Raw genomic sequence first — 25,183 nt, forward strand, 5'->3', positions numbered from 1 at the left:
ATCTGAGCTAAAGGGGTCCCGGGCGAGGCACATGCTTCGCCCGGGAATTCTTTTGATCAGCGGGCGAGTTGGCCGACCATCGACTTCAGGGTCCGCGCGTCCTCGATCGCGTGGCCGTGGATGTCGTTGTTGAAATAGCACCACACGCTTCGCCCGCGGCTGGACTGGTCCAAGATCCAGTCGCTCCATTCGAGCAGAGCCTCGTCCGAATACCTGCCCCAATATTTGCCGCCGGCGCCGTGGAAGCGGACGTAGGCTGTTCGCCCGCTAGCCCAACGCGGTGACACCAAGCCCTTCAGGTCGTGAGCGACGAAGCCGACGCCGTAGCGGTCGAGGAGCGCGCGGACGTCCTCCTCGTACCAGCTCTTGTGGCGGAACTCGAAAACGTGCTCGAGATCCGTCGGAAGCAGGTTCAGGAATGCTTCCAGCCGCGGCAGGTCTTTGTGCAAGCTCGGCGGAAGCTGGTAGAGCAGGGGCCCCAGCGCCGGCCCCAATGGCCGGGCAAGGTCGATAAACTGCTGCAGAGCGTCCTCGCAGCCGAGCAGCTTCTTCATGTGCGTGATGAAGCGATTGACCTTCACCGCATAGCGGAAGCCCGCAGGTGCCTTCTCGCGCCAACCCTCGAACGTCGAGGCGAGCGGCACTCGATAGAAGCTCGCGTTGATCTCGACTGTGTCGAAATCCTCGGCGTAGCGCTCGAACCAGCGCTTCTGCGGCAGGCCCTCGGGATAGAGGAGCCCGCGCCAGTGCTTGTAGACCCATCCGGAGCAGCCGACGTGGATCGTCCGCCCGCGGTCGTTGGAAACAGTTGTTGCCTGCATCGTTGCAGCTTCGAACACTGTTTTTCTCGGAGAGTTGCGTGCGTTATCGTCCCATGTTGATCAGTGCCGCTGCGGCAGCTTTCGTCGCCGGAGCAGCAATCGCCCAGAATTCAGCGGACAATGCGTCCGCCTCGGAGGGCAAGAAGTCCTGGGTTGCGCCGGGTACTCCGGGCTCTCCGATCAAGGGAGAGCAATTTCACGCACAGGTCCTGCTCGACATGGCCGGCTTCTCGCCGGGTGTGATCGACGGCCGCAGCGGAAGCTCGCTGACGGAGGCGATCAGGGGCTTCCAGGAGTCGAAGGGGCTCAAGGTCACCGGCAAGCTGGACGGGCAAACGCGGTCGGCCCTGCTGAGCCAGAACCGTCCTTCCACGGTCGACGTGAAGCTGACAGCCGACGATGTCGGCGGTCCGTTCACCTATCCGTTCCCGAAGAAGCCCGAGGATCAGGAGAAGCTGAGCTTCCTCGGCTATCGAAACATGCTGGAGAAGCTGGCGGAGCGGTATCACACGACGCCGCAGACGATCGTAGCCCTGAACGGCCCGGACAAGAGCATCGGCATCGGCCAGACGCTGCGACTGCCCAACGTCGTTCCGCAATCCCGCGATTACTCGGGCGCCAACGAGAAGCAGGAACCGCTGCTAGCCGCGCTCAACGTCGACGGGAACCAGCCGCAGGGCGACTATATCGTCGTCGACAAGAGCGAAGGCACACTGAAGGTCTACAAGGGCGAGTTCCCGGCGGGATCGGCCAAGGTCGACGGTCAGCTGATCGCGCAATTCCCGGTGACGACCGGCTCGGGCCATGACCCGCTGCCGCTCGGCAACTGGAAGGTTCCGACCTTCTCCTACCTTCCGCCGTTCAACTATCAGCCGGATCTCTTCTGGGACGTGTCTGACGAAAAGGCCGAGCGGAAGCTGCCGCCGGGCCCCAACGGGATGGTGGGCGTGGCCTGGCTCGACCTGACCAAGAAACATTACGGAATTCACGGAACGCCGGAGCCCCAGGTCATCGGCAAGACGCAGAGCCATGGTTGCCTGCGCCTCACCAACTGGGATGTGATGCGGCTTTCGCGGATGATGAAGCCTGGCTTCCAGGCGAAGTTCGTGGCGTAAACAGGAGGCGCGATGTTCAGGATTTTCAGCACTGCGATCGTGACTGCGATCCTGACTAGCGCCTTCTGGATATTCTATTTCAACCTCGGCTCCGCACCCGCTGAGAATGGCAAGGTCGAAGCCTCGGGCGATGTCGCCGTGGTCCAGCCGCAGAGCGGCCAGCCGGTCGCAATCGCTGAAGGCGTCGAGGTCGGGCCGGCGGGGTTGGCGATCCCGGTGCAGGGGATCAAGGCTAACCAGCTCTCGGACACGTTCACCCAGGCGCGCGCGGGTGGCGCCCGGATTCATGACGCCATCGACATCATGGCCGCCGAAGGAACGCCGGTAATCGCCGCAACGGACGGCACAGTGGAGAAGCTCTTCTATTCCAACGGGGGTGGGGGAAATACTATCTACGTCCGCTCGCCAGACCAGCGCTGGACGTATTATTACGCTCACCTGCAGGGCTATCAGCCTGGGCTTGCGGAAGGACAGCAGGTGAAGCGCGGCCAGCTGATCGGTCGCGTCGGCCACACGGGCAACGCCAACCCCGAAGGACCGCACCTGCATTTCGCCATCAACCGCATGCAGCCGGGTGAGAAATGGTGGCAGGGCGCTCCGATCAATCCTTACCCCCTGCTTGCCGGAAAAAAGGCCAGCGGCTAAGGGCGCGTCCAATCCGCGGGCCGTTAAGTCCCGTGGCGGCTCTTTCATTCAGTCTTGGCAGGTAGGCGATCATGAAGATCAGCGGCGTGGACATCCGTCCCGGCAACATCATCGAGTACGAGGGCGGCATCTGGCGCGCCGTGAAGATCCAGCACACGCAGCCTGGCAAGGGCGGCGCCTACATGCAGGTCGAGATGAAGAACCTCATCGACGGCCGCAAGACAAACGTGCGCTTCCGCTCCGCCGAGACCGTCGAGCGCGTCCGCCTGGACACCAAGGACTTCCAGTTCCTCTACCATGACGGCGACATGCTCGTGTTCATGGACAAGGATAATTACGAGCAGGTCTCGCTTGCCGAAGATTTGATCGGCGAGCCGGCCGCCTTCCTGCAGGACGGCATGGACGTCGTCATGGAACTCTACAACGAGCGTCCGATCAGCGTTCAGCTGCCCGACCAGATCGAAGCGACGATCGTCGAGGCAGACGCCGTCGTGAAGGGCCAAACGGCCTCATCCAGCTACAAGCCGGCGGTTCTCGACAATGGCGTCCGCGTCATGGTCCCGCCGCACATTGCAAGCGGAACCCGTATCGTCGTCGATACGTACTCCCGCGAATATGTCCGCCGCGCCGACTAAGTAGACGCACATTGGTAGCCCACTCCGGCCTGATCACCGTCATGCAGCGAGCAGCTCGCAAGGCTGCTCCGCGTCTGCGTCGCGACTTCGGCGAGGTCGAACAACTGCAGGTCAGCCGCAAGGGGCCTGCCGACTTCGTCTCCATGGCTGACAAGCGCGCCGAGCAGACGATCCTCGAAGAGCTGCGCAATGCGCGTCCGGACTGGGGCGTGCTGGCCGAGGAAAGCGGTGAGATTGAGGGAAATCCATCGAAGCCTCGGTGGGTAGTCGACCCACTGGATGGCACGACCAACTTCCTTCACGGCATTCCGCACTTCTCGATCTCGATCGCCGTCGAGGAGAAGCGTCCGGACGGCCGCCCTGAGATCACACACGGGCTGGTTTATCAGCCGCTGACCGACGAGAGCTTTTGGGCGGAGAAGGGCAGGGGCGCTTGGCTCCAGGATCGTCGCCTTCGCGTGTCGGCGCGCCGCGACCTGATCGATTGTGTCATCGGAACGGGAATTCCGCATTGCGGACGCGGCGTCCCTGCAAACTGGGCGAAGGTCTACACCGCCGTGGCGCCCGAGGTTTCGGGCGTCCGCCGCTTCGGTTCCGCCGCGCTCGATTTCGCCTGGGTGGCGGCTGGCCGAATGGACGGGTTCTGGGAAGACGACCTCGATCCATGGGACAGCGCGGCGGGCGTTCTTCTCGTTCGTGAGGCGGGCGGTTTCGTCAGCGATTATCGCGGTTCGGACCGCATCTTCGAGCGCCGTGAATATATCGCGGCGGCAGGTTCCATTCACAGCCGCCTGCAGAAGCTGATTGCCGGAGCGCTCCGCTAGGAAAAACCGCTCCTTTTTGCATGTGCGAGCGGGTTGCGGGGCGCAACTCGCTGGCCTAAAGCCCCGCCAAGTTTCGAGCCCCGGAGTTTCCCCTTGTCCAGCGTTGCTGCCGGATATCTTCCGATCCTGCTCTTCCTCGGCATCGCGCTGGCGCTGTCGAGCGCCTTCGTCGTTCTGCCGATGCTGGTGTCGCGCCTGACCGGTGCGCACAAGCCGGACCCGGCGAAGCTTGCCGAATATGAGTGCGGCTTCCCGGCCTTCGAGGATGCCCGGGCGCAGTTCGACGTCCGCTTCTACCTCGTCGCGATCCTCTTCATCGTCTTCGACCTTGAAGCGGCGTTCCTCTTCCCATGGGCGGTCAGCCTCGACTTCACCCGGATGTCGGGCTGGATCGCCATGATGATCTTCCTTGCGGAACTCGGCCTCGGCCTTGCCTATGCGTGGAAGAAGGGTGCGCTCGAATGGGAGTGATGCTCGATCCGCGGCATGACCGCATGCCGACCGAGGAGGAGCTCGCACGCCTGGCGGGCCTGGTTCCGGGCGACATCGACCGAAAGAAGCTCGAAGAGCTTAAGCAGAGCCTGGACGAAAAGGGCTTCCTGGTCACCACGACCGAAGACCTGTTCAACTGGGCACGTACCGGCTCGCTGTGGTGGATGACATTCGGCCTCGCATGCTGTGCGGTCGAAATGATCCACGTGAACATGCCGCGCTACGACCTCGAGAGGTTCGGCGCCGCTCCGCGCGCCAGCCCGCGCCAGTCGGACGTGATGATCGTCGCGGGAACGCTCTGCAACAAGATGGCTCCCGCGCTTCGGCGGGTTTACGACCAGATGTCCGAGCCGCGCTACGTCATCTCCATGGGTAGCTGCGCCAATGGCGGCGGATACTACCACTACAGCTATTCGGTGGTGCGAGGCTGTGATCGCATCGTGCCGGTCGACATCTACGTGCCGGGCTGTCCGCCGACGGCCGAGGCACTGCTGTACGGAATCCTTCAGCTTCAGCGGAAGATCCGCCGCGAAGGGACGATCGAGCGCTGATGGCCGTCAATCTTGCTCCGCATGTCCCCAAGACCGCGTCGGACGAGGGGGTGATCGAGGCGGCGACGGCTGCGCTCGGCGACCTGCTGCTCGACGCGAAGGATCACGTCGGTGAGATCACGCTGACGGTGCGCCGCGAAGGCCTCGTTGATGCGCTTCGCGCGCTGCGTGACACGCCGGGCCTCGAATACCAGCAGCTGATGGAGATCGCCGGCTGCGATTATCCGGAGCGGCCCGAGCGCTTCGAGGTCAATTACATGCTCCTCTCGCTGACGAAGAACCGCCGCATCCGCGTGAAGGTTCTAACCGACGAGACCGCGCCGGTTCCGAGCGCGACCGTGCTGTGGCCTGTTGCAAACTGGCTCGAGCGCGAAGTATTCGATCTCTACGGCGTGCTTTTCACCGGGCACCCGGATCTTCGCCGGATCCTGACGGATTACGGCTTCGAGGGATATCCGCTCCGCAAGGATTTCCCGCTGACCGGCCATGTGGAGTACCGTTACTCCGGGGCAGAGAAGCGCGTCATCTACGAGCCTGTCCAGCTTCCGCAGGATTTCCGTACGTTCGACTTCCTGATGCCCTGGCAGGGGCCGGAATATGTCCTGCCCGGCGACGAGAAGGCGAAGCCGGAGGGTGCCGGCGGTCCTACGCCCACGCCGGCGCCGGCGGGCAATCCGCCGTCGAACGTGAAGACGCCTGCCGAAACGCCGAAGACGACCGACACGCCGGCCCAGACGGGTGGCGGCGCGCCCGCGGATGCGCAGGCGACGAAGGAGGCTCGCAAGCCTGTCGTTGCGAAGGCGAAGAAGGAAGTGAGCAAGGACGGCGACGTGGCCGATCCGAAGCCCCAACCCTCTGGCCGCCGCCGGCCCGGTGGAGGTGCAGGATGAGCACGCGCACCGTCGAGATGAATGTCGGCGCTCTCGCCGCCGGCACCGCCGAGCCTCCCGAGGGGCACGATCCGGGTGATGACCGGACCAGCAACTACACGATCAATTTCGGGCCGCAGCACCCGGCCGCGCACGGCGTGCTCCGCCTGATCCTGGAACTCGACGGCGAGATCGTCGAGCGCGTCGACCCGCACGTCGGCCTGCTCCACCGCGGCACCGAGAAGCTGATCGAATACAAAACCTACGCACAGGCGCTGCCCTACTTCGACCGGCTCGATTACTGCTCGCCGATGTGCATGGAGCATAGCTTCGTGCTGGCGATCGAGAAGCTGCTCGGCATCGAGATCCCGCTACGCGCGCAGTACATCCGCGTGCTGATGGCGGAATTGACCCGCATTTCCAATCACATGCTAAACCTCGGCAGCCACATCATGGACGTTGGCGCCATGACGCCAAACCTGTGGCTGTTCGAAGTGCGCGAGGACACGCTCCAGTTCTACGAGCGCGCTTCCGGCGCGCGCATGCACGCCAACTACTTTCGTGCGGGCGGCGTTCGCTACGACCTGCCGGAGAAGATGCTGGTCGACCTCGGCGACTGGCTCGACAACCGTCTGAAGCTGTTCGAAGACGCGATCAGCCTCGTCGCCGACAACCGCATCTTCAAGCAACGCAACGTCGACATTGGCGTGGTCAGCAAGGAAGACGCCATCGCCTGGGGTTTCTCGGGTCCGATGATCCGCGCCGCCGGCATCCCGTGGGACATCCGCCGTTCGCAGCCCTATGAAGTCTACGACCGCATGGAGTTCGACGTTCCGGTCGGCACGGCCAGCGACTGCTACGACCGCTTCATGGTCCGCGTCGAGGAGGTGAGGCAGTCGGCGCGCATCATGCGTCAGTGCCTGAAGGAAATGCCAAAGGGCCCTGTCGGTTCGGACAACCAGAAGGTGTTCCCGCCGAGCCGCTCGACGATGAAGACGTCGATGGAAGCGCTCATCCACCACTTCAAGCTCTACACCGAGGGCTATCACGTCCCCGCGGGTGAGGTTTACGTCGCCACCGAGAGCCCGAAGGGCGAGTTCGGCGTCTATCTCGTCTCCGACGGAACCAACCGCCCGTATCGCTGTAAGATCCGGCCGACAGGCTTCTCGCACTTGCAGGCGATGGACTTCATGATGAAGGGTCACATGCTCGCGGACGTCACCGCCGTTCTCTCCGCCATCGACATCGTGTTCGGGGAGGTGGACCGGTGAGCCCTTTGAAACTTCTTGCACTTTTCGCATTCACCGCAGGACTGACGACCGTCGGCTCCTGGCTCGGGAGTAGTCTTGCGGGTGCCTCTTTCTATCTACCAGCTGGATTGATCTTCGGACTCGGGATCGGCTTGGCCGCCGTCATCGGAGCCCAACTTCGCGCCCGAGCCGGGGGAAGTCTCTAATGGCCGGTCAGGGCGGAATCCTCGACGATCCGGAAGTCCGCGCACGCTGGGAAGGCTTCCAGTGGACGGCGGAGAATGCGCGCAAGGCGAAGGAAATCGTCGCGCGCTATCCGGAAGGCCGCCAAATGTCGGCTTCTATCCCGTTTCTCGACCTGGCGCAGCGCCAGGTTGGTGCGGAGACGAATACTCAAGGTTGGCTGCCGCTTCCGGTGATGGAATTTGTCGCGCGCGAGCTCGACATGGCGCCGATCCACGTGCTCGAGGTCGCGACCTTCTACACGATGTTCAATTTGCAGCCGGTTGGGCGCTTCCACGTGCAAGTGTGCGGGACCACCCCGTGCATGCTTCGTGGCTCCGACGACGTCTTCAAGGCGTGCGAGGCGCGCGGCCTTCGCAAGGGTCACACGACCGAGGATGGACTGTTCACCCTGACCGAGGTCGAGTGTCTTGGCGCGTGCGCCAATGCGCCGATGGTCCAGATCAACGACGACAATTTCGAGGACCTCACCGAGGAGAGCATGGGCGCGGTGCTCGACGCGCTGGCTCGCGGTGAGCATCCCAAGCCCGGTCCGCAGATCGATCGTCAGACAAGCTGCCCCGAGGGCGGTCCGACGACGCTCAAGAAGATGGCCGAGCGCAACTACGATTATCGGCCGCAGTGGAACTCGGCGACGGTAGGGGAGGGCGCGTAATGGGTAGCGTGACCCCGATCTCCGACAAGGACCGGATCTTCACCAACCTCTACGGCTTCCAGGAGCCGTGGCTGAAGGCCGCTCGCCAGCGCGGCGACTGGGACGACACGGCCAAGCTGATGCAGGTCGGCCAAGACGCGATCATCGAGGAAGTGAAGGCCTCGGGCCTTCGCGGCCGGGGCGGCGCCGGCTTCCCCACCGGCATGAAGTGGAGCTTCATGCCCAAGGAGCCGAAGCCAGGTAAGCCGAACTTCCTGGTCATCAACGCGGACGAATCTGAGCCTGGTTCGTGCAAGGACCGCGAGATCATTCGTCACGATCCGCACAAGCTGATCGAAGGCGCGCTGATCGCAGGCTTCGCGATGCGTGCGCGGGCCGGCTACATCTACATCCGCGGCGAATTCATTCGCGAAACCGAAGTGTTACGGCGGGCAGTTGCGGAAGCATATGAAGCTGGCTTGCTCGGCAAGAACGCCGCCGGTTCCGGCTACGACTTCGACCTCTTCGTCCACCGCGGCGCCGGCGCGTACATCTGCGGCGAAGAGACGGCGATGCTAGAAAGCCTAGAGGGCAAGCAGGGCAAACCGCGCCTGAAACCGCCGTTCCCGGCTGGCGCCGGCCTCTACGGATGTCCGACGACCGTCAACAACGTCGAGAGCATCGCGGTTGTCCCGACTATTCTTCGCCGTGGTGCGGCCTGGTTCAAAAGCTTCGGCCGCGAGAAGAACGAAGGCACGAAGCTCTACCAGATCTCCGGCCATGTGAATCGGCCCTGCGTGGTCGAAGACACCATGTCCATCAGCTTCCGTGAGCTCATCGATCTGCACGCAGGCGGCATTCGTGGCGGCTGGGACAACCTTCTCGCCGTGATCCCGGGCGGTTCGTCTGTCCCGTTAGTTCCCGCAGCCGAGATCATGGACGCGCCGATGGACTTCGACGGCCTGAAAGCGGTCGGATCGGGTCTAGGAACCGCGGCCGTGATCGTCATGGACAAGTCGACTGACATCGTCCGCGCGATTTCCCGCATCTCCTACTTTTACAAGCACGAGAGCTGCGGCCAGTGCACGCCGTGCCGCGAAGGGACAGGCTGGATGTGGCGCATCATGGAGCGCCTACGGACCGGCGACACCGATGTCGCCACCATCGACAAGCTGCTCGACGTTACCAAGCAGGTGGAAGGCCACACCATCTGCGCTCTCGGCGACGCCGCCGCGTGGCCGATTCAGGGCCTCATCCGCCACTTCCGTCCCGAGTTGGAGCGTCGCATTGCCGAACGCACTGCCCGCGGCATGCTGGAGGCCGCGGAATGAGCACTTCGCTGATCATCTCCCTTGTGGCCGTGGTGATTGCGCTTCTCGTGGTCGTCATTGCGAGCCAGCGTTCCGGCCCTCGCGTCACGACGATCGAAACGCGGCGGGAAACAGAAGACCAGAAGAGCGGCACCGATGCCTAAAGTTACAATCGACGGCACTGAGATCGAGGTTCCGCAGGGCGCGACCGTCCTGCAGGCGTGCGAGCTCGGCGGAAAGGAAATCCCGCGGTTCTGCTATCACGAGCGGCTGTCGATCGCAGGCAACTGCCGCATGTGCCTTGTCGAGGTCGCTCCGGGACCGCCCAAGCCGCAGGCGAGCTGTGCGCTGCCTGCCGCCGACGGCCAGACGATCCGCACCGACACGCCGATGGTGAAGAAGGCTCGCGAAGGGGTGATGGAGTTCCTGCTCATCAACCACCCGCTCGACTGCCCGATCTGCGACCAGGGCGGTGAGTGCGACCTTCAGGATCAGGCGATGGCCTATGGCCGCCCGTTCTCCCGCTTCGAAGAGAACAAGCGCGCCATCGACGACAAGTACATGGGTCCGGTCATCAAGACCGCGATGACGCGCTGCATCCAGTGCACGCGGTGCATCCGCTTCTCGGAAGAAGTGGCCGGCGTTCCGGCGCTCGGCATGCTCTACCGGGGCGAGGACAGCCAGATTACGTCCTACCTCGAGCATGCGGTTGAGACGGAGATGGCGGGCAATCTCGCCGACGTCTGTCCGGTGGGTGCGCTGCTGCAGCGGCCGCAGAGCTTCGAGAGCCGTCCGTGGGAGCTTCGTCGCGTTCCCGGCATCGACGTGATGGACGCGGTGGGTTCGAACATCCGCTTCGACGTCCGCCAGCGCCAGGTCATGCGCATCCTTCCGCGCGTCAACGACGACGTGAACGAGGAGTGGATCAGCGACAAGACGCGCCACCACGTGGACGCGCTGGTTCGGAACCGGCTCGATCGTCCATGGGTCCGTGAGAATGGCAAGCTCCGCGAGGCATCGTGGACCGAAGCGCTCGAGCTCTTCGCGGCCAAGTTGAAGAGCGCCGGCGCCAGTGTCGCAGCTGTCGCTGGCGATCTGCTCGATGCCGAGACGATGTATGCGGCGAAAAAGCTCCTCCAGGGGCAGGGCTCGTCGCTGATCGAGGGGCGGCAGACAGGCCTGACTTACGACGTCTCCAACCTGGCGGCTGTCAACTTCAACTCGACGATCGCCGGCATCGAGGACGCGGACGTCATGCTGCTGGTCGGATCGAACCCGCGCTGGGAAGCCCCGCTGCTCAACACCCGCCTGCGCAAGGCAGTTCGCAAGGGCGCGAAAGTGTTCGCGGTCGGTCCCGAGGCCGATCTCGGCATGCGCGTCACCTGGCTCGGCAACGACCTGAGGATGCTCGGAAAACTTCCAAAGGACGTTGCACAAGCCTTTGCAAATGCTCAGCGACCAGCCGTTGTCGTTGGCGCGGGCGCGCTTGCTGCGAACGCGCTCGGCGCGGCGCTCGGCCTGGTGAACTCCCTGAACCTCGTCCGCGACGGCTGGAATGGCTTCAACGTCCTCCACACCAGCGCATCGCGCATGGCGGGACTTATTCTCGGATACGCGCAGACCGGCGGCATTGCCGATCTCGAGGCCGCGAAGCCGGAAGTCGTGCTCTTCCTCGGCGCCGACGAGATGGACCCGGCGCGCTTTGCTGGCAGCTTCAAAGTCTACATCGGGCACCATGGCGACAATGGCGCGCGGCAGGCGGACCTGGTTCTTCCGGGCGCGGCCTACGCCGAGAAGCATGGCATCTACGTCAACACGGAAGGCCGGGTTCAGCGCAGCGAACGCGCGGCTTTCGCTCCGGGCGAGGCTCGCGAGGACTGGACGATCTTCCGCGCCGTTTCCGACCTGCTCGGGTCACCGCTGCCGTTCGATCGCTTCGATCAGCTTCGCGCGAAGATGATCGAGGAATATCCGCAGCTTGGCGTTGCCGGCATCATTCCCCTGGAATGGTCGCCGCCAAAGCTTTCTACAAAGGCGGAGGGTGCGGTCGTCTACCCGGTCCGCGACTTCTACCTGACGAACGCCATCACTCGAGCCAGCCCGACGATGCACCAGTGCTCGGCGGAGCTGATCCATGGCCGCGCCGTGCAGGAGGCCGCGGAGTGAGCGCATTCGGGCACTTCTGGTGCGAGTTCTTTCATTCGCCGACCGGCGCCTTCATGTCGCAGGGCGTAAGCTACGAATGGGCATGGTTCTGGTCCATGCTCATCGGAGTGCTGATCATTGCACTGCCACTCATGCTGGCGGTCGCGATGATCATCTATGCCGACCGCAAGATCTGGGCCGCGATCGCGCTCCGCCGCGGTCCGAACGTGGTCGGGCCCTGGGGCTTGCTGCAAAGCTTTGCGGACGGCCTGAAGGTCTTCCTCAAGGAAACCATCGTCCCGTCAGGCGCGAACCAGGGCCTCTTCCTGATCGCGCCGATCGTGACGTTCACGACCGCGCTGATCGTGTGGGCGGTGATCCCCTTCGACTACGGCGTGGTGCTCGCCAACATCAACGTGGGACTGCTCTACGTCCTCGCGGCCTCGTCGCTCGGCGTTTACGGCGTGATCGTCGCCGGATGGGCGTCGAACTCGAAATACCCCTTCTTCTCGGCGCTTCGGGCGGCCGCCCAGATGGTGAGCTATGAGGTCTCGATCGGTTTCGTGCTGATCTGCGTCGTCCTCTATGCCAACAGCTTCAATCTGACCGACATCGTGATGGCGCAGAAGGGCCACAAGCTGTTCGGCCTTCTGAACGGCTACGGGTTCAACCCGCTGCTGTTCCCGATGGCGATCGTCTTCCTGATCAGCTCGATGGCCGAGACGTTTCGCACGCCGTTCGACCTGGTCGAGGCGGAGAGCGAGCTCGTTGCCGGTCACCAGACCGAATACAGCTCGATGGCCTTCGCACTTTTCTGGCTTGGCGAGTACGGCAATGTAATCCTGATGTGCGCGCTCAACGCCATCCTGTTCTGGGGTGGCTGGCTTCCGCCGGTGAACTGGGCACCCCTCTACTACATTCCGGGCATTCTCTGGCTGTTCGCCAAGATCTGCTTTTTCTTCTTCGTCTTCAGCTGGGTGAAGGCGACGGTGCCGAGGTACCGTTACGACCAGCTCATGCGGCTCGGCTGGAAGATCTTCCTGCCGCTCAGCATCCTCTTCGTCGTCATCATCTCGGGCTGGCTCATGTTCTCCCGCTACGGAGGCGCGGCATGATTTCCCGCACCATCAAGGCTTTCACCCTCTGGGAGTTCGTGAAGGCGCACGCCTTGACGCTTAAGTATTTCTTCAAGCCCAAGGCGACGATCAACTACCCGTACGAGAAGGCGCCGCAGAGCCCACGGTTCCGCGGTGAGCATGCCCTGCGCCGCTATCCCAACGGCGAAGAGCGCTGTATCGCGTGCAAGTTGTGCGAGGCGATCTGCCCGGCGCTGGCGATCACGATCGAGGCGGAGCCGCGCGAGGACGGCAGCCGCCGCACCACCCGCTACGACATCGATATGGTGAAATGCATCTACTGCGGCCTGTGCCAGGAAGCCTGCCCGGTTGACGCCATTGTCGAGGGGCCCAACCTCGAGTTCGCGACCGAGACACGCGAGGAATTGCTCTACGACAAGGCGAAGCTGCTCGAGAACGGCGACCGCTGGGAGCGGGCGATTGCCGCCAATCTTGCCGCCGATGCCCCCTACAGATAAGCGCGCCGCAACAGGGTCCAGCACTTGATCGCTCTCATTGCCTTTTACCTCTTCGCGACGGTCACCATCGCATCCGCGGTGGCGGTCATTTTCGCGCGCAACCCGGTGCACTCCGTGCTCTGGCTGATCCTGGCGTTCTTCAACGCTGCGGGCCTGATGCTGATCATCGGCGCCGAGTTCATCGCGATGCTTCTGGTCATCGTCTACGTCGGCGCCGTCGCAGTGCTGTTCCTGTTCGTCGTCATGATGCTGGACATCGATTTTGCGGAGCTGCGGTCCGGCTTCACCAAGAACCTGCCGTTCGGGATCATACTCGCCGTCGTACTCCTGCTCGAGATCATCATCGCGGGGAGCGCGTGGCGGGCTGGTCCTGCAATGAGCGGCGCCGTCGCGCATGAGGCGACGCAGCCGAATATCGTCGGCCTTGGCCAGGTGCTCTACAGCCGCTTCCTGTTCCCGTTCGAAATTGCGGGGCTGATCCTGCTGGTGGCGATGATCGGTGCGATCGTACTGACTCACCGTAGCCGCGGCGACGTCCGTGGACAGAAGGTCTGGCGTCAGGTCGACCGCCGGCCGGAAGACGCCGTTAGACTTGAGAACCCGGAGGTAGGGGAGGGCATGTCCCTGTGATCACGCTTGCCCACTACCTGACCGTCGCGGCGATCCTGTTCGTGCTCGGCGTGCTCGGGATCTTCCTCAATCGCCGCAACGTCATCCTCATCCTGATGGCGATCGAGCTCATCCTGCTCGCGGTGAACATCAATCTCGTGGCCTTTTCGGCCTTCCTCGGCGATCTCGTCGGCCAGGTGATGGCGATGTTCGTCCTGACCGTCGCCGCCGCTGAAGCGGCTATTGGCCTCGCCATTCTCGTCATCTTCTTCCGTCGCCGCGGCTCGATCGCGGTCGACGACGTCAACCGGATGCACGGCTGATGCACCCCGTACTCTTCATCGTTTTCCTGCCGCTGCTGGCCGCGATCATCGCCGGCCTGTTTGGCCGCTGGATCGGCAAGACGCCGGCCAAGGTCGTGACAACGGGGTCGCTGTTCGTCGGCGCCGCTCTCAGCTGGCCGGTCTTCTTTGGCTATCTGAGCGGTGGATCGCAGGAGGCGGTGGTCCCGGTCCTGTCGTGGATCAACTCGGGCGCCCTTCAGGTCGCCTGGGAGCTTCGCGTCGATACGCTAACGGCGGTGATGCTGGTGGTGGTGACGACGGTCTCGTCGCTCGTTCACCTCTACAGCTGGGGCTATATGGCGGAGGACCCGGGCCAACCTCGCTTCTTCGCCTATCTGTCGCTGTTCAGCTTCGCGATGCTGATGCTCGTCACCGCGAACAACCTCGTCCAGATGTTCTTCGGCTGGGAAGGTGTCGGCCTCGCGTCCTACCTTCTCATCGGCTTCTGGTACCACAAGCCGTCCGCCAATGCGGCGGCGCTGAAGGCCTTCGTCGTCAACCGCGTTGGCGACTTCGGCTTCTCGCTCGGCATCTTCGGCACCTTCTGGGTCTTCGGCACGCTGTCGATCCCTGCAGTGCTCGCGGCGGCACCCTCGATGGCGGGTTCGACGATCGGCTTCGCCGGCATGCACGTCGACACGATGACTTTGCTCTGCCTGCTGCTGTTCGTCGGCGCTTGCGGCAAGTCGGCCCAGCTCGGCCTGCACACCTGGCTCCCCGACGCAATGGAGGGCCCGACGCCGGTTAGCGCCTTGATCCACGCGGCGACCATGGTGACTGCGGGCGTGTTCATGGTCTGCCGCCTGTCGCCGATGTTTGAGCAAAGCCACACGGCCATGATGGTCGTGACCTTCGTCGGCGCGGCAACCGCTTTCTTCGCGGCGACGGTCGGTACGTCGCAGAACGACATCAAGCGTGTCATTGCCTATTCGACCTGCTCGCAGCTTGGCTACATGTTCTTCGCGGCAGGCGTCGGCGCCTATGGCGCGGCCATGTTCCACCTCTTCACGCACGCCTTCTTCAAGGCGCTGCTGTTCCTGGGCGCGGGCTCGGTCATCCATGCCATGCACCACGAGCAGGACATGCGGTTTTACGGGGGCCTGCGGAAGGAAATCCCGGTCACCTTCTGGGTGATGTTGATCGGAACGCTCGCTATCACTGGCGTTGGCATTCTTGGTGTCGGTTTCGCGGGTTACCACTCGAAGGACGCGATCCTCGAAAGCGCCTTTGCGAGCGGCACGACGCACGGCATCATCGCTTTTTGGCTCGGTGCCTTCGCGGCTCTCTTGACCAGCTTCTACTCTTGGCGGCTCATGTTCCTGACATTCTGGGGGAAGCCGCGCTGGGGCGCCTCGGAGCATATCCAACACGCGGTCCACAGCGATCACGAAGATCATCCGGACGATGAGCATGGCGACAGCTCGCACGACAGCGGCATGCCGCCGGAAGGCACGGGCGGATACCATCCGCACGAGAGTCCCCTTTCGATGCTCGTGCCGATCTGCCTGCTGGCGATTGGCGCCATCGGCGCCGGCTTCGCCTTCTCCCACTACTTCCTGAGCTCGGCCGAGTTCTGGAACGGCAGCATCGCGTTCAACGAACATCTGGCGCACGCGATGCACGAGGTGCCGGTGTGGGTGAAACATACGGCGACGGTCGTGATGCTGATCGGCCTCGCGATCGCGTACAACAATTACATCCGCAATCCTGGAGCGGCCGATGCCTTCGTCCGTCAGTTCCCGGGCATCCACGCCTTCGTGAAGAACAAGTGGTACTTCGACGAACTGTACGACTTCCTGTTCGTGCGACCCTCGCTGTGGCTCGGCCGCCTGTTCTGGAAGGGCGGTGACGAGGGAACGATCGACCGCTTCGGCCCGCACGGCGCGGCCTATGCGGTCAGCGTCGGCAATCGGATCACGGCCCGCCTGCAGTCCGGGTATCTCTATTCTTACGCGCTCGTGATGCTGCTTGGCCTGATCGGCGCGGCCACCTGGGCAATTTGGTGGGCGCAGAAGTGACCGATTTGCCCTTGTTGACCATCCTTATCGCCCTCCCGCTGCTCGCGGGCCTCGCGTGCCTGTTCGTGAATGCGAACGGCGCGCGCTGGATCGCGCTGATCGCGACCCTCGCTGACCTGGCGATCGGCTGTTACCTGTGGGCGGCATTCGATCCGAACGGCGCGCAGTGGCAGTTCGTCGAGAACTTGCCGCTCGGGGGCGGAATTTCGTGGGCGCTGGGGATCGACGGCATCGCGCTCGTTCTGATCATGCTCTCGGTGTTCCTGATGCCGATCTGCATCGGCGCGAGCTGGCAGGCGATCACCAAGCGTGTTCCAGAGTACATGGCTGCCTTCCTGCTGATGGAAGCGCTGATGCTCGGCGTGTTCGCCGCGCAGGACCTGTTCCTTTTCTACGTCTTCTTCGAAGGCGGCCTGATCCCGATGTACCTGATCATCGGCATCTGGGGCGGCGCCGAGCGCATCAAGGCGAGCTACAAGTTCTTCCTCTATACGCTGTTCGGCTCGGTCCTGATGCTGATCGCCATGATCTACATGGTGGTCGACGCCGGCACGACCTCGATCCCGGCACTGATGGCCCACGACTTCCCCGTGGATGTGCAGAAGTGGCTATGGATAGCCTTCTTCGCCAGCTTCGCCGTGAAGATGCCCATGTGGCCGGTCCACACCTGGCTGCCCGACGCTCACGTGCAGGCGCCGACGGCAGGCTCGGTCATCCTGGCCGGCGTGCTCCTGAAGATGGGTGGCTACGGCTTCATCCGTTTCTCGCTGCCGATGTTCCCCGAAGGATCGGCTTTCTTCGTACCGTTCGTGTTCGTTCTGTCCGGCATCGCCGTGGTTTACACCAGCCTCGTCGCGCTGGTTCAGACCGACATGAAGAAGCTGATCGCTTATTCGTCGGTCGCGCACATGGCGTTCGTCACCTTCGGCCTGTTCGCCTTCAACCGGCAGGGCATCGAGGGCGCGATGATGGTGATGCTCGGACACGGTCTGGTGTCGGGCGCGCTCTTCCTCTGCGTCGGCGTGATCTACGACCGCATGCACACCCGCGAGATTGCCAAGTACGGCGGGCTGTCTAACAACATGCCCGGCTATGCCCTGCTGTTCATGGTCTTCACCATGGCGAGCGTCGGGCTTCCCGGCACGAGCAACTTCGTCGGCGAGTTCCTGAGCCTGCTCGGAACGTACAAGGTGTCGAGCTGGGCCGCGATCGTCGCTACGACGGGCATCATCCTTGGCGCAGCATATATGCTGTGGCTCTACTGGCGCATCGCGTTTGGTGTCGCTCGGACAGAGGAGGCGGCGACGATGGTCGATCTCTCCGCCCGCGAGTGGTGGCTGCTCGCCCCGATCGCCGCTGGCGTCTTTTGGATGGGCATCTATCCGGAAAGCTTCATCCGTCCGTTCCGCAACGACGTCGGCCGCCTGCTCGAGCGGGTGGAGCGCGCGACGCCGCCGGGTGACATGCAACTCACGCCGGGCAAGCCGCGGCCGCATGCGGCTCATGCGGCGCCCGAGGCAGCACACTAATGAACCAGTTCGCACCCATCTTGCCTGAGCTGATCCTGACGGTCGGCGGCATCGTCCTGATGATGGTCGCCGCGTTCGGCGGGCGTCGCAGCGGCGGCCTGACCGCCTGGGCCGCCGTCACTTTGTTGATCGCCGCCACCTTCGCGCTGAACGGGGCACCCTCGAACGCGGGTGGGATCTTCGGTGGGCTGCTTACAGCCGACCTCTTCGGCGCGTTCGGCAAGGCCATCGTCTTTCTAGCATCTGCGGTCGCGATCATCGCCGCTCACGGCTGGTTCGAGCGCGATACGGAGCACGGCCCCGAATATTCCGTGCTCGTGCTGTTCAGCGCACTAGGTGGAGCGGTCATGGTCTCCGCGACCAGCCTTATGACCCTCTACGTCGGTCTCGAGCTGCAGAGCCTGGCGGCGTACGTTCTCGCTTCCTATCGCCGCACCGACGACCGCTCCGCTGAGGCCGGCCTAAAATATTTCGTGCTTGGCGCGCTGGCGAGCGGCATCCTGCTCTATGGCATCTCGCTGCTCTACGGCTTCACCGGCACGATGAACTTCAACGGCATTGCCGCGGCGTTCGACCGGGGCGGCGCTCCGTCGCTGGGGCTGCTGTTCGGCCTCGTGTTCGTGCTAGCAGGCGTGGCCTTCAAGATCAGCGCCGTCCCGTTCCACATGTGGACGCCGGACGTCTACGAGGGCGCTCCGACACCGGTCACTGCGTTCTTCGCTTCGGCGCCGAAAGCAGCTGCGGTCCTGCTCGGCACCCGCATCTGCCTCGACGCGCTCGCGCCAGCGACCGACGCATGGCGCCAGATCGTCATCTTTGCGGCGCTCGCCTCCATCTTCCTTGGAGCGGTTGCGGCGTTCGGGCAGTCGAACATCAAGCGGCTGCTGGCCTATTCGTCGATCAACAACGTCGGCTTCGCCCTTGTCGGCCTCGCCGCCGGCACGCCGCAGGGCGCTTCGTCCGTGCTCTTCTACATGGCAGTCTACGTCGTGATGACGCTCGGCGCGTTCCTCTGCGTCCTGTGGATGCGCGATGCCAACGGCGAGCCGATCGAGGAAATCTCCGCGCTGTCTGGCCTGTCGCAGACTCGCCCGGCTTATGCGGCTGCGATCGCGATCTTCATGTTCAGCCTGGCCGGCATCCCGCCTTTGTTCGGGTTCTGGCCGAAGCTGCTCGTGTTCCGCGCCGCGGTCGACGCCGGCTTCGTGGCGCTGGCAGTCGCGGCGATCGTCGGCACGGTCGTCGGCGCCTACTATTACCTGCGGATTGTGAAGGTCATGTACTTCGACGATGCGGCGGCGCCGCTCGGACGCGTACGCGAACCGATCCAGGGCGCGCTGATCTTCCTTGCCGCGCTGGTCATCTCGCCGATCGGCTATCTTCTGATCGGACCGCTGGGTGCGATCACCGACCGGGCGGCGGGATCGCTCTTCTGAGCCGAATCCGGATCGTCGAGCGGACCGGCTCGACCAATGCAGACCTGCTGGCCGACGCTTATGCCAAGGAAGGCTATTGGCTCGTCGCCATGGTGCAGGAGGCCGGTCGCGGACGGCAGGGACGGCAGTGGGTCAGCGAAACCGGCAATTTCTTCGGAAGCACGCTGGTTGAGCTTGCGCCGTCCGACCCGCAGCCCCAATCGCTCTCGCTAGTCGCCGGCTTGGCCTTGATCGAGGCGGCGGACGTTGCCTTTCCCGGCCTGCCGCTGATGCTCAAATGGCCGAACGACCTCTTGCTGGGCGGCGCCAAAGCCGCGGGTATCTTGATGGAGCGTAGCGCCAACCGTGTTGTCGTGGGATTCGGCGTGAACCTTGCCCTTGCGCCTGGAATTCCAGGTCGCGAAACTGCTGCACTCAGCGAGGCGATGCTCCCGCAGGCCTTCGCGCCTTTGCTCGCCGGAAGCTTCGCGCGAATGCTGACACTGTGGAGAGCCTCGCAGCCCGAAGCCTTTGCGCGGGCCTGGCTTGCCCGTGCCCATCCGATCAGCACGCAGCTTACGGTGCACGGCGGCACCCGCGAGGTGGTGACTGGCGCGTTCGACGGGATTGAGCCGGATGGCGCCCTTCGCCTGCGCCGGGGAGCCGACGTCGAAATCATCCGCGCAGGCGACGTCGAACTTTAAAAGTCGGTCTTTCCGAACCTGGGAATTCCCTGGTTCACGCCCGGCGGGTCGAGCGTCGTCAGGTCAAGTTCCAGCGGCTCACCAATCCATTCGCCGAGGGCCGTATGATCGGCCAGATCATCGTTCGTGAGCGGGTGGACCAGAGCCCGGAGGCCGGAGGCACGGATCATCCCCTGCGCCCGGTCGAGCGAGGCCTTACGAAAATGTACTTCATACTGAGGGATGGGATGCGGCCCTGCCTTTCCCTCGGTCATCCTGCCCACGAAGAGAACCCACGGCTCCGCCTCAAACCGGCTCCTGAGCTCGTCGGCGGCGGAACGGTCCTCGGCTGTGAAGTAGATGTGGGCATGGTAGGGCGCGTTTTCGGCGATCTGCATTTGTCGGTCCACCGCCAAGTTGTGAACGATAGAAGGGACGGCTAGGGCGCAACCATGCTGCTCGCCATCGACGCCGGCAATACGAATGTGGTTTTCGCGCTCGTGGACGGACGCGAGATCAAGACGCGCTGGCGTATCGCAACGGACCCTCGGCGGACCGGGGACGAATATGCCGTCTGGCTGCACCAGCTTCTGCAGCTCGAAGGATATTCGAAGGCGGACGTGACGGCCGCGATCATCGGAACGGTCGTTCCTCGGGCGACACACAACCTCGAAGTGCTCGCGACCAAATATTTCCACGTAGATCCGCTCGTGGCGGGGGAGGGAACGGCCGCCTGGCCCATTGCCCTGGACGTTGACGAGCCCCAAAACGTGGGCGCCGACCGTGCCCTCAACGCAATCGCCGCTCATGCCAAGTTCCCCGGTGACCTGATCGTCATCGACTTCGGTACGGCGACGACCTTCGACGTCGTCGACTATTCGGGGGCCTACAAGGGCGGGATCATCGCGCCCGGAATCAACCTGTCGATCGATGCGCTGGTCAACGCAGCGGCCAAGCTGCCCCGCATCGCCATCGACGTTCCGGACGACAAGTCGGTCGTGGGACGCACGACCGAAAGCCAGATGCTCATCGGCATCTACTGGGGCTACGTCGCGATGATGGAAGGGCTCGTCGAGCGCCTGACACGGGAGATCGGTCGTCCCGTGAAAGTCGTCGCGACGGGCGGGCTTGCCGCCCTCTTCGACAAGCACACGGACCTGTTCGACGCCGTTGAACCCGATCTCACCATCCAGGGGTTGGGCCTGCTGCACGAGAAGGTGGCGGCGAAGTAGATGGTTCCAGGCGAAGAACTGCTGTTTTGCGCGCTCGGCGGGTCGGGCGAGATTGGCATGAACGTCAATCTCTACGGCTGCCAGGGCCAGTGGCTGATGGTCGACCTCGGCTTGACCTTCGCTGATCCGGATTATCCGGGGATCGACCTGATCCTGCCTGATCTCGAGTTCATCGAGCGCCAACGGGACAGCCTCGCGGGCGTCGTCCTGACGCACGGTCATGAAGACCATATCGGCGCGATTCCGTATCTCGCCGCGGACTTGAGGGCACCGCTTTATGCGACGCCGTTCACCGCCGGCCTTATCGCCGAGAAGCTGGAGGAGGAGGGGCTGACCGGACAGGTGAAGCTCAACGTCATCCCGCGCGATTCGAGCTTTCAGGTCGGCCCGTTCAAGATCACCTACGTCGCGCTCGCGCACTCGATCCCGGAAGGGAACGGACTGCTCATCGAAACGCCGTACGGACGCATCTTCCACACCGGAGACTGGAAGATCGACGAGACGCCGGTGCTCGGCACGCCGTCCAGTCACGACACTTTGAAGGCGATCGGCGACGAGGGCGTGCTCGCTTTGGTGTGCGATTCCACGAACGTTTTCCAGGACTCGGCTTCGGGCTCTGAAGCGGCGGTCCACGAAGGCCTTCGCAACGAAGTCGCCAAGGCGCGTGGCCGAGTGCTCGTCACGACCTTTGCTTCGAACGCCGCACGCCTCCAGACGATCGGCTGGGTCGCGAACGAAACTGGCAGGCGCGTCTGCATGGCGGGCCGCTCCCTCGACCGCATCGTGCGCGTCGCCAAATCCACGGGCTATCTGCTCGACTTCCCCGAGACGGTCGATTTCGACACCGCCATGCGGCTGCCGAAGAGCGAGGTTCTGATCATCGCGACGGGCGGGCAGGGCGAGCATCGCGCCGCCCTCGGGCGCATTGCGACGGGCAATCACGACCTCAAGCTCACCGAAGGCGATACGGTGATCTTCTCTTCAAAGATCATCCCCGGCAACGAAGCCGCCATCGGGCGCATCATGAACGCGCTGTCTGACATGGGCGTGATCATCGTCACCGACCGGCAGGCCCATGTTCACGTCTCCGGGCATCCGGGGCGTCCGGAGCTGGCGCAGATGTACGACTGGATCCGGCCGGAGATCATCGTGCCGGTCCACGGCGAGCCGCGGCACATGGCGGAACATGCCCGCTTCGCGCTGGCGCACGGCGTTCCGCGCGCCATCATCCAGCATAATGGCGATCTCGTTCGTCTGGCTCCGAATGGACCCAAGAAGCTCGACGAAGTTCGCGTCGGGCGGATGGTCTTAGATGGTGACGTTATCCTTCCCGCCGACGGGTCAACCGTTACCGAGCGCCGCCGGCTAATGTTTACAGGTCTAGTGAGCGTCGCTGTGCCGGTCGGTACGGACGGGAAACTTGCGGGCTCGCCGGTCGTCCGCCCGTTCGGCATCCCCGTCGAGGAAGACCGCGACGATTTCATCGCCGACGCCACGAACTCCGCCGAGAGTGCCTTCAACCCTTCGGCAAGCGAGGACCAGATGCGCGAAGCGGTGCGCCTCGCCGTCAGGCGCTGCGCGACTGCCTGGACGGGCAAGCGGCCGCTGGTCGATGTCATGCTGGTGAAGACCAAGGAATGAAGTGGACGTCGATCTCCGCGATCTACTTCCTGTTCTTCGTCGCCAGCGCCTTCGTGCTTCTGCCGTTCGGAGTGAAGACGCATGAGGAAGCCGGGATCGAAAAGGTCCCGGGACAGGCGGACAGCGCACCGCACCGGTTCGACCTCAAGCGGCATCTGCTGAAGGCCGCGCTCCTGGGCGCGATACTGACCGCCGCCTACTACGTGAATTACGTCAACGGCTGGATCACAGCCGAGGACCTCGACTTCTACAATTAGGTTCGGCGCCTAGCGGCGCTTGTCGACCACCTGCGCGAGCGCTGCGTAGAGCTTGCCCATATCCGACGACATCAGGGTCACGGCGATCATGCCGCCGTCGCGCTCCGCCAGCACGCGCCGCAGCATCGACTCGAAGTCGTGGACGTAGCGGTTCACGGACTGCTGGAACTCCGGCTCCGTGTCGTAGTGGGCGCGGATTGCCCGAGTCTCGGATCCGTCGATCAGGCGCACGGCGCGCCGGGTGAACACGCCGCGGTTGCCCTTGAGATAGGAGTCCCAAGCCTTGTCGTCGACTTCGTCGGACAGGATCTTGCCGACATCGATCGCGGCTGAGTTCATCGAGTCGATCAGCATCGCGACGCGGCGGGCGAATGCCTCGCTGTCCTTTTCGCGCTGCTCGGTGCTGACCTGCTCCATATGCTGCTCGAGCGCCGCAGCAGTGCGGCCGAGGGTAAGCATCTGCTCGGTCAGGCGATCCGAAGCGGCTCGCGCTGCTTCCACTGCCCTGGCCGCGGTCGTCTGAACGTCGACCAGCCGCTGCTCGACCTCTTCGCGGATCACGCCTTCGAGCGCCTCGCGCGTCGCCGAAGAGAGGCTCGCAGCGCTCTGCGGAACGACGTTGGCGATCGCCTCGCGAGCGCGCTCGGCGGCGTGCGATGCCGCTTCCTTCACCTGCACCATCGCATCGATGAGGGCAGGGCCGGTCTCGTTGCTGAGCTTCGTCGCTTCGTTCTGAGCCGCCGAAATTGCGGTTGCGAGCGACAGAAGCTGTTCGCCGGCGCCGCTCACGCCCTCATCCAGCGCGGCGAGCAGCGCGGCGAATTTGTCCTGCTGCTCTGCAATGCCCGCCGCGGACAAGCTGATGCGGTCGCTGGCCTCGATGGCGGCATTGCGCATCCATTCCAGCTCGGGCCGAATCGTCGTCGTTGCTTCCGTGAGGCGGTTCGCGCCCGCTTCGGCATCGCCGATGGCGGTCTGAAGCTGTTCGCGGACTTCGCCCGTCAGGCGGCCGACAGAGGTCTGCAGCGCCTCGGCGCGTTCGGCCAGCGCTGCGACTGCATCGCCCTGTGTTCCAGTCTCCTGCGAGAGCTGCTGAAGCTCGCCACGGGCCCGGCCGATGGCTTGCTGGAAGGCGGCCGAGCGCTGATCTCCCTGCTCGGCGAGGTTGGTGAAGTGCTGATCGAGGTCCGCGAGCGCTCGGCTCGTCTCGGCAACAATGCGCTGCGAGGCTCGCTCCTGCTCGGCGATTCGGGCCGTCAGCCCATCGAGCGCGCTGTTCGCGCTTCCCACGTTCGCGGCGAGAGCCTCTGCCGATTCGGCTCCAGCACGTCCAATGCCGGCGGACGCCTGCTCGACGAGCGACGCTACCGCGGCTGCCTGCGCATCGATACCGGCGCGGATCTGCTCGAGCGTACCCGCGGCGCGGCGCATCAGATCGTCTGCCGTAGCCGACAGGCGGGAGTTGGCGTCACCGATCGTTGCAGCCGCCGCTGCGCCGGCAGAGTCGATGCGGGCGAGCTGGTCGGAGAGGCTCTGGACTGCAGTTGCGACGTTGCGCTCGGCAGCCTGGCTCTGCGCCGAAAGCGCCTCGACTTGCTCGGAGAATGCCGAGGCGTGGCGCGATGCCGCGCTTCCGGCCACCTGAAGCTGCTCCGACATGCTCCTTGCCGTCGCCTCGGCGCGTGGAAGGTCATCAAGGAGGACGGCGATGTCGTTGCGGGCGGATTCCGCCGCGCGATCAAGCGCGACGCCGTGCTTCACCAATTTTTCGGTGCTCGAATCGAACTCGCGGGTGATGCCACCAAGCTTGCCGGTAGTCTCGTCGCCGAGCTGCATCAGGTGCTGGGCGATCATGCTGAGCTCGGAACGGCTGTCCTGAATGCGCTGCGACAAGACACCCAGAAGCCCTTCGAGCGAACGTGCCTCAGCCCGCATCGCGACGACCGACCGCGTAAAGCGCTCGGCTTCCTTGCGGCGCGTGCGGCCGAACATGAGCCAGATGAGCCCGAGCAGCGCCAGCGGGCCAGCAGCAAGTGCCAGCCATTGGGCAATTTGCGGGGAGGTCAGCGGCTGGCCGGCGAGCGATCTTCCCGCGGCCCAGGCGCAATAGCCGAGCCAGAGCGCGGCGAGGATAGTGAGAGCACTGCCAAGGACTGCGCGTCCGCCGGCGCCGCTGAATTCCTTCTCCGCCTCGGATTCGCGCCACGCGATTGGGTCGAAACTCGTCGCAACCTCCGGTTCCGCGTTCGCGGCTGCGAACCCTTCTTCCTGAGTGGTCGGATGCTTGGCGCGTTGCGGGTTCGGGCTCATGAGTGGCAGTTTACCAT

At 64.0% G+C, this 25,183-nt stretch carries 26 protein-coding genes; 23 read left to right on the top strand and 3 right to left on the bottom strand.

Annotation, left to right across the window (positions count from 1 at the left end; genetic code table 11):
- Nucleotides 1-56: 56 nt before the first annotated feature.
- The gene (locus tag LZ016_RS03460; RefSeq protein ID WP_241445865.1) at nt 57-839 is read right to left on the bottom strand and encodes a DUF72 domain-containing protein; all 783 of its coding nucleotides are present in this window, start codon (nt 837-839) and stop codon (nt 57-59) included.
- Nucleotides 840-859: 20 nt separating this feature from the next.
- Between LZ016_RS03460 and LZ016_RS03465 the strand changes: the two genes are divergently transcribed.
- The 20 genes from LZ016_RS03465 to LZ016_RS03560 all read left to right on the top strand — a co-directional run bounded on the left by LZ016_RS03465 (nt 860) and on the right by LZ016_RS03560 (nt 19,747).
- Nucleotides 860-1,936, top strand: a complete 1,077-nt coding sequence (locus tag LZ016_RS03465) for a L,D-transpeptidase family protein (protein WP_241445866.1) — start codon at nt 860-862, stop codon at nt 1,934-1,936.
- 12 nt (nt 1,937-1,948) lie between these two features.
- Nucleotides 1,949-2,581: a M23 family metallopeptidase gene (locus LZ016_RS03470; protein WP_241445867.1), complete on the top strand. Its 633-nt coding sequence runs from the start codon at nt 1,949-1,951 to the stop codon at nt 2,579-2,581.
- A 71-nt stretch (nt 2,582-2,652) separates the two neighbouring features.
- Nucleotides 2,653-3,216 (top strand): elongation factor P, encoded by a 564-nt coding sequence (efp, locus tag LZ016_RS03475; RefSeq protein ID WP_187713901.1) that lies wholly within the window; start codon nt 2,653-2,655, stop codon nt 3,214-3,216.
- Between the two features lie 11 nt (nt 3,217-3,227).
- The gene (locus LZ016_RS03480) at nt 3,228-4,040 is read left to right on the top strand and encodes an inositol monophosphatase family protein (RefSeq protein WP_241445869.1); all 813 of its coding nucleotides are present in this window, start codon (nt 3,228-3,230) and stop codon (nt 4,038-4,040) included.
- Between the two features lie 93 nt (nt 4,041-4,133).
- A complete protein-coding gene (gene ndhC / locus LZ016_RS03485) occupies nt 4,134-4,511 on the top strand; it encodes an NADH-quinone oxidoreductase subunit A (RefSeq protein ID WP_241445871.1) in 378 nt (125 codons plus the stop codon).
- Nucleotides 4,502-5,083 (top strand): NuoB/complex I 20 kDa subunit family protein, encoded by a 582-nt coding sequence (locus tag LZ016_RS03490; protein WP_277622500.1) that lies wholly within the window; start codon nt 4,502-4,504, stop codon nt 5,081-5,083. The genes ndhC and LZ016_RS03490 overlap by 10 nt, the downstream gene beginning before the upstream one ends.
- Nucleotides 5,083-5,973: an NADH-quinone oxidoreductase subunit C gene (locus LZ016_RS03495; protein WP_241445873.1), complete on the top strand. Its 891-nt coding sequence runs from the start codon at nt 5,083-5,085 to the stop codon at nt 5,971-5,973. The genes LZ016_RS03490 and LZ016_RS03495 overlap by 1 nt, the downstream gene beginning before the upstream one ends.
- 17 nt (nt 5,974-5,990) lie before the next feature.
- Nucleotides 5,991-7,223: an NADH-quinone oxidoreductase subunit D gene (locus LZ016_RS03500; protein WP_436286356.1), complete on the top strand. Its 1,233-nt coding sequence runs from the start codon at nt 5,991-5,993 to the stop codon at nt 7,221-7,223.
- Nucleotides 7,224-7,407: 184 nt separating this feature from the next.
- Nucleotides 7,408-8,100, top strand: coding sequence for a complex I 24 kDa subunit family protein (locus tag LZ016_RS03505; RefSeq protein ID WP_241445876.1), 693 nt, complete (start codon nt 7,408-7,410; stop codon nt 8,098-8,100).
- A complete protein-coding gene (gene nuoF / locus LZ016_RS03510; protein WP_241445877.1) occupies nt 8,100-9,410 on the top strand; it encodes an NADH-quinone oxidoreductase subunit NuoF in 1,311 nt (436 codons plus the stop codon). The genes LZ016_RS03505 and nuoF overlap by 1 nt, the downstream gene beginning before the upstream one ends.
- Nucleotides 9,407-9,553: a hypothetical protein gene (locus tag LZ016_RS03515; RefSeq protein ID WP_241445878.1), complete on the top strand. Its 147-nt coding sequence runs from the start codon at nt 9,407-9,409 to the stop codon at nt 9,551-9,553. Before nuoF ends, LZ016_RS03515 begins: the two co-directional genes overlap by 4 nt.
- Nucleotides 9,546-11,555 (top strand): NADH-quinone oxidoreductase subunit NuoG, encoded by a 2,010-nt coding sequence (gene nuoG / locus LZ016_RS03520; RefSeq protein ID WP_241445879.1) that lies wholly within the window; start codon nt 9,546-9,548, stop codon nt 11,553-11,555. Before LZ016_RS03515 ends, nuoG begins: the two co-directional genes overlap by 8 nt.
- 53 nt (nt 11,556-11,608) lie before the next feature.
- A complete protein-coding gene (gene nuoH, locus LZ016_RS03525; protein ID WP_241447442.1) occupies nt 11,609-12,649 on the top strand; it encodes an NADH-quinone oxidoreductase subunit NuoH in 1,041 nt (346 codons plus the stop codon).
- On the top strand, nt 12,646-13,128 hold the full coding sequence (gene nuoI / locus LZ016_RS03530; protein ID WP_241445880.1) for an NADH-quinone oxidoreductase subunit NuoI: 483 nt from the start codon (nt 12,646-12,648) through the stop codon (nt 13,126-13,128). Before nuoH ends, nuoI begins: the two co-directional genes overlap by 4 nt.
- A gap of 24 nt (nt 13,129-13,152) precedes the next feature.
- Complete coding sequence (locus LZ016_RS03535; protein WP_241445881.1) at nt 13,153-13,758, top strand: NADH-quinone oxidoreductase subunit J; 606 nt, start codon at nt 13,153-13,155, stop codon at nt 13,756-13,758.
- Nucleotides 13,755-14,060 carry an NADH-quinone oxidoreductase subunit NuoK gene (gene nuoK / locus LZ016_RS03540; protein WP_241445882.1) on the top strand — a complete coding sequence of 102 codons (306 nt, stop codon included), beginning with the start codon at nt 13,755-13,757 and terminating at the stop codon, nt 14,058-14,060. Before LZ016_RS03535 ends, nuoK begins: the two co-directional genes overlap by 4 nt.
- A complete protein-coding gene (nuoL, locus tag LZ016_RS03545) occupies nt 14,060-16,099 on the top strand; it encodes an NADH-quinone oxidoreductase subunit L (protein WP_241445883.1) in 2,040 nt (679 codons plus the stop codon). Before nuoK ends, nuoL begins: the two co-directional genes overlap by 1 nt.
- A complete protein-coding gene (locus LZ016_RS03550) occupies nt 16,096-17,628 on the top strand; it encodes an NADH-quinone oxidoreductase subunit M (RefSeq protein ID WP_241445884.1) in 1,533 nt (510 codons plus the stop codon). The genes nuoL and LZ016_RS03550 overlap by 4 nt, the downstream gene beginning before the upstream one ends.
- Entirely contained in the window at nt 17,628-19,064 is a 1,437-nt protein-coding gene (gene nuoN / locus LZ016_RS03555; RefSeq protein ID WP_241445885.1) for an NADH-quinone oxidoreductase subunit NuoN, read from the top strand. The genes LZ016_RS03550 and nuoN overlap by 1 nt, the downstream gene beginning before the upstream one ends.
- A gap of 11 nt (nt 19,065-19,075) precedes the next feature.
- Nucleotides 19,076-19,747, top strand: coding sequence for a biotin--[acetyl-CoA-carboxylase] ligase (locus LZ016_RS03560; protein WP_366512908.1), 672 nt, complete (start codon nt 19,076-19,078; stop codon nt 19,745-19,747).
- Here LZ016_RS03560 and LZ016_RS03565 read toward each other — a convergent pair.
- Nucleotides 19,744-20,124: a DOPA 4,5-dioxygenase family protein gene (locus LZ016_RS03565; protein ID WP_241445886.1), complete on the bottom strand. Its 381-nt coding sequence runs from the start codon at nt 20,122-20,124 to the stop codon at nt 19,744-19,746. The genes LZ016_RS03560 and LZ016_RS03565 overlap by 4 nt on opposite strands.
- A gap of 54 nt (nt 20,125-20,178) precedes the next feature.
- Here LZ016_RS03565 and LZ016_RS03570 point away from each other — a divergent pair, with 54 nt between their 5' ends.
- Genes LZ016_RS03570 through LZ016_RS03580 form a run of 3 tightly spaced genes read left to right on the top strand, consistent with a single transcriptional unit; the run spans nt 20,179 to nt 22,856 of the window.
- Nucleotides 20,179-20,958: a type III pantothenate kinase gene (locus LZ016_RS03570; protein ID WP_241445887.1), complete on the top strand. Its 780-nt coding sequence runs from the start codon at nt 20,179-20,181 to the stop codon at nt 20,956-20,958.
- The gene (locus LZ016_RS03575; protein ID WP_241445888.1) at nt 20,959-22,599 is read left to right on the top strand and encodes a ribonuclease J; all 1,641 of its coding nucleotides are present in this window, start codon (nt 20,959-20,961) and stop codon (nt 22,597-22,599) included.
- On the top strand, nt 22,596-22,856 hold the full coding sequence (locus LZ016_RS03580; RefSeq protein ID WP_241445890.1) for a DUF1467 family protein: 261 nt from the start codon (nt 22,596-22,598) through the stop codon (nt 22,854-22,856). The genes LZ016_RS03575 and LZ016_RS03580 overlap by 4 nt, the downstream gene beginning before the upstream one ends.
- A 9-nt stretch (nt 22,857-22,865) precedes the next feature.
- On the opposite strand, the gene LZ016_RS03585 is transcribed toward LZ016_RS03580, so the two are convergent.
- A complete protein-coding gene (locus LZ016_RS03585; RefSeq protein ID WP_241445892.1) occupies nt 22,866-25,166 on the bottom strand; it encodes a coiled-coil domain-containing protein in 2,301 nt (766 codons plus the stop codon).
- Nucleotides 25,167-25,183 lie beyond the last annotated feature (17 nt).

The sequence above is a fragment of the Sphingomonas telluris genome (assembly GCF_022568775.1).
In the GTDB taxonomy this organism is placed as follows: Bacteria; Pseudomonadota; Alphaproteobacteria; order Sphingomonadales; family Sphingomonadaceae; genus Sphingomicrobium; species Sphingomicrobium telluris.

Coding starts and splice junctions, on each gene's coding strand:
- LZ016_RS03470 (WP_241445867.1), top strand. CDS start 1,949: ATGTTCAGGATTTTCAGCACTGCGATCGTGACTGCGATCCTGACTAGC.
- efp (WP_187713901.1), top strand. CDS start 2,653: ATGAAGATCAGCGGCGTGGACATCCGTCCCGGCAACATCATCGAGTAC.
- LZ016_RS03490 (WP_277622500.1), top strand. CDS start 4,502: ATGGGAGTGATGCTCGATCCGCGGCATGACCGCATGCCGACCGAGGAG.
- LZ016_RS03495 (WP_241445873.1), top strand. CDS start 5,083: ATGGCCGTCAATCTTGCTCCGCATGTCCCCAAGACCGCGTCGGACGAG.
- LZ016_RS03500 (WP_436286356.1), top strand. CDS start 5,991: ATGAATGTCGGCGCTCTCGCCGCCGGCACCGCCGAGCCTCCCGAGGGG.
- LZ016_RS03505 (WP_241445876.1), top strand. CDS start 7,408: ATGGCCGGTCAGGGCGGAATCCTCGACGATCCGGAAGTCCGCGCACGC.
- nuoF (WP_241445877.1), top strand. CDS start 8,100: ATGGGTAGCGTGACCCCGATCTCCGACAAGGACCGGATCTTCACCAAC.
- LZ016_RS03515 (WP_241445878.1), top strand. CDS start 9,407: ATGAGCACTTCGCTGATCATCTCCCTTGTGGCCGTGGTGATTGCGCTT.
- nuoG (WP_241445879.1), top strand. CDS start 9,546: ATGCCTAAAGTTACAATCGACGGCACTGAGATCGAGGTTCCGCAGGGC.
- nuoH (WP_241447442.1), top strand. CDS start 11,609: ATGTCGCAGGGCGTAAGCTACGAATGGGCATGGTTCTGGTCCATGCTC.
- nuoI (WP_241445880.1), top strand. CDS start 12,646: ATGATTTCCCGCACCATCAAGGCTTTCACCCTCTGGGAGTTCGTGAAG.
- nuoL (WP_241445883.1), top strand. CDS start 14,060: ATGCACCCCGTACTCTTCATCGTTTTCCTGCCGCTGCTGGCCGCGATC.
- nuoN (WP_241445885.1), top strand. CDS start 17,628: ATGAACCAGTTCGCACCCATCTTGCCTGAGCTGATCCTGACGGTCGGC.
- LZ016_RS03565 (WP_241445886.1), bottom strand. CDS start 20,124: ATGCAGATCGCCGAAAACGCGCCCTACCATGCCCACATCTACTTCACA.
- LZ016_RS03570 (WP_241445887.1), top strand. CDS start 20,179: ATGCTGCTCGCCATCGACGCCGGCAATACGAATGTGGTTTTCGCGCTC.
- LZ016_RS03575 (WP_241445888.1), top strand. CDS start 20,959: ATGGTTCCAGGCGAAGAACTGCTGTTTTGCGCGCTCGGCGGGTCGGGC.
- LZ016_RS03580 (WP_241445890.1), top strand. CDS start 22,596: ATGAAGTGGACGTCGATCTCCGCGATCTACTTCCTGTTCTTCGTCGCC.
- LZ016_RS03585 (WP_241445892.1), bottom strand. CDS start 25,166: ATGAGCCCGAACCCGCAACGCGCCAAGCATCCGACCACTCAGGAAGAA.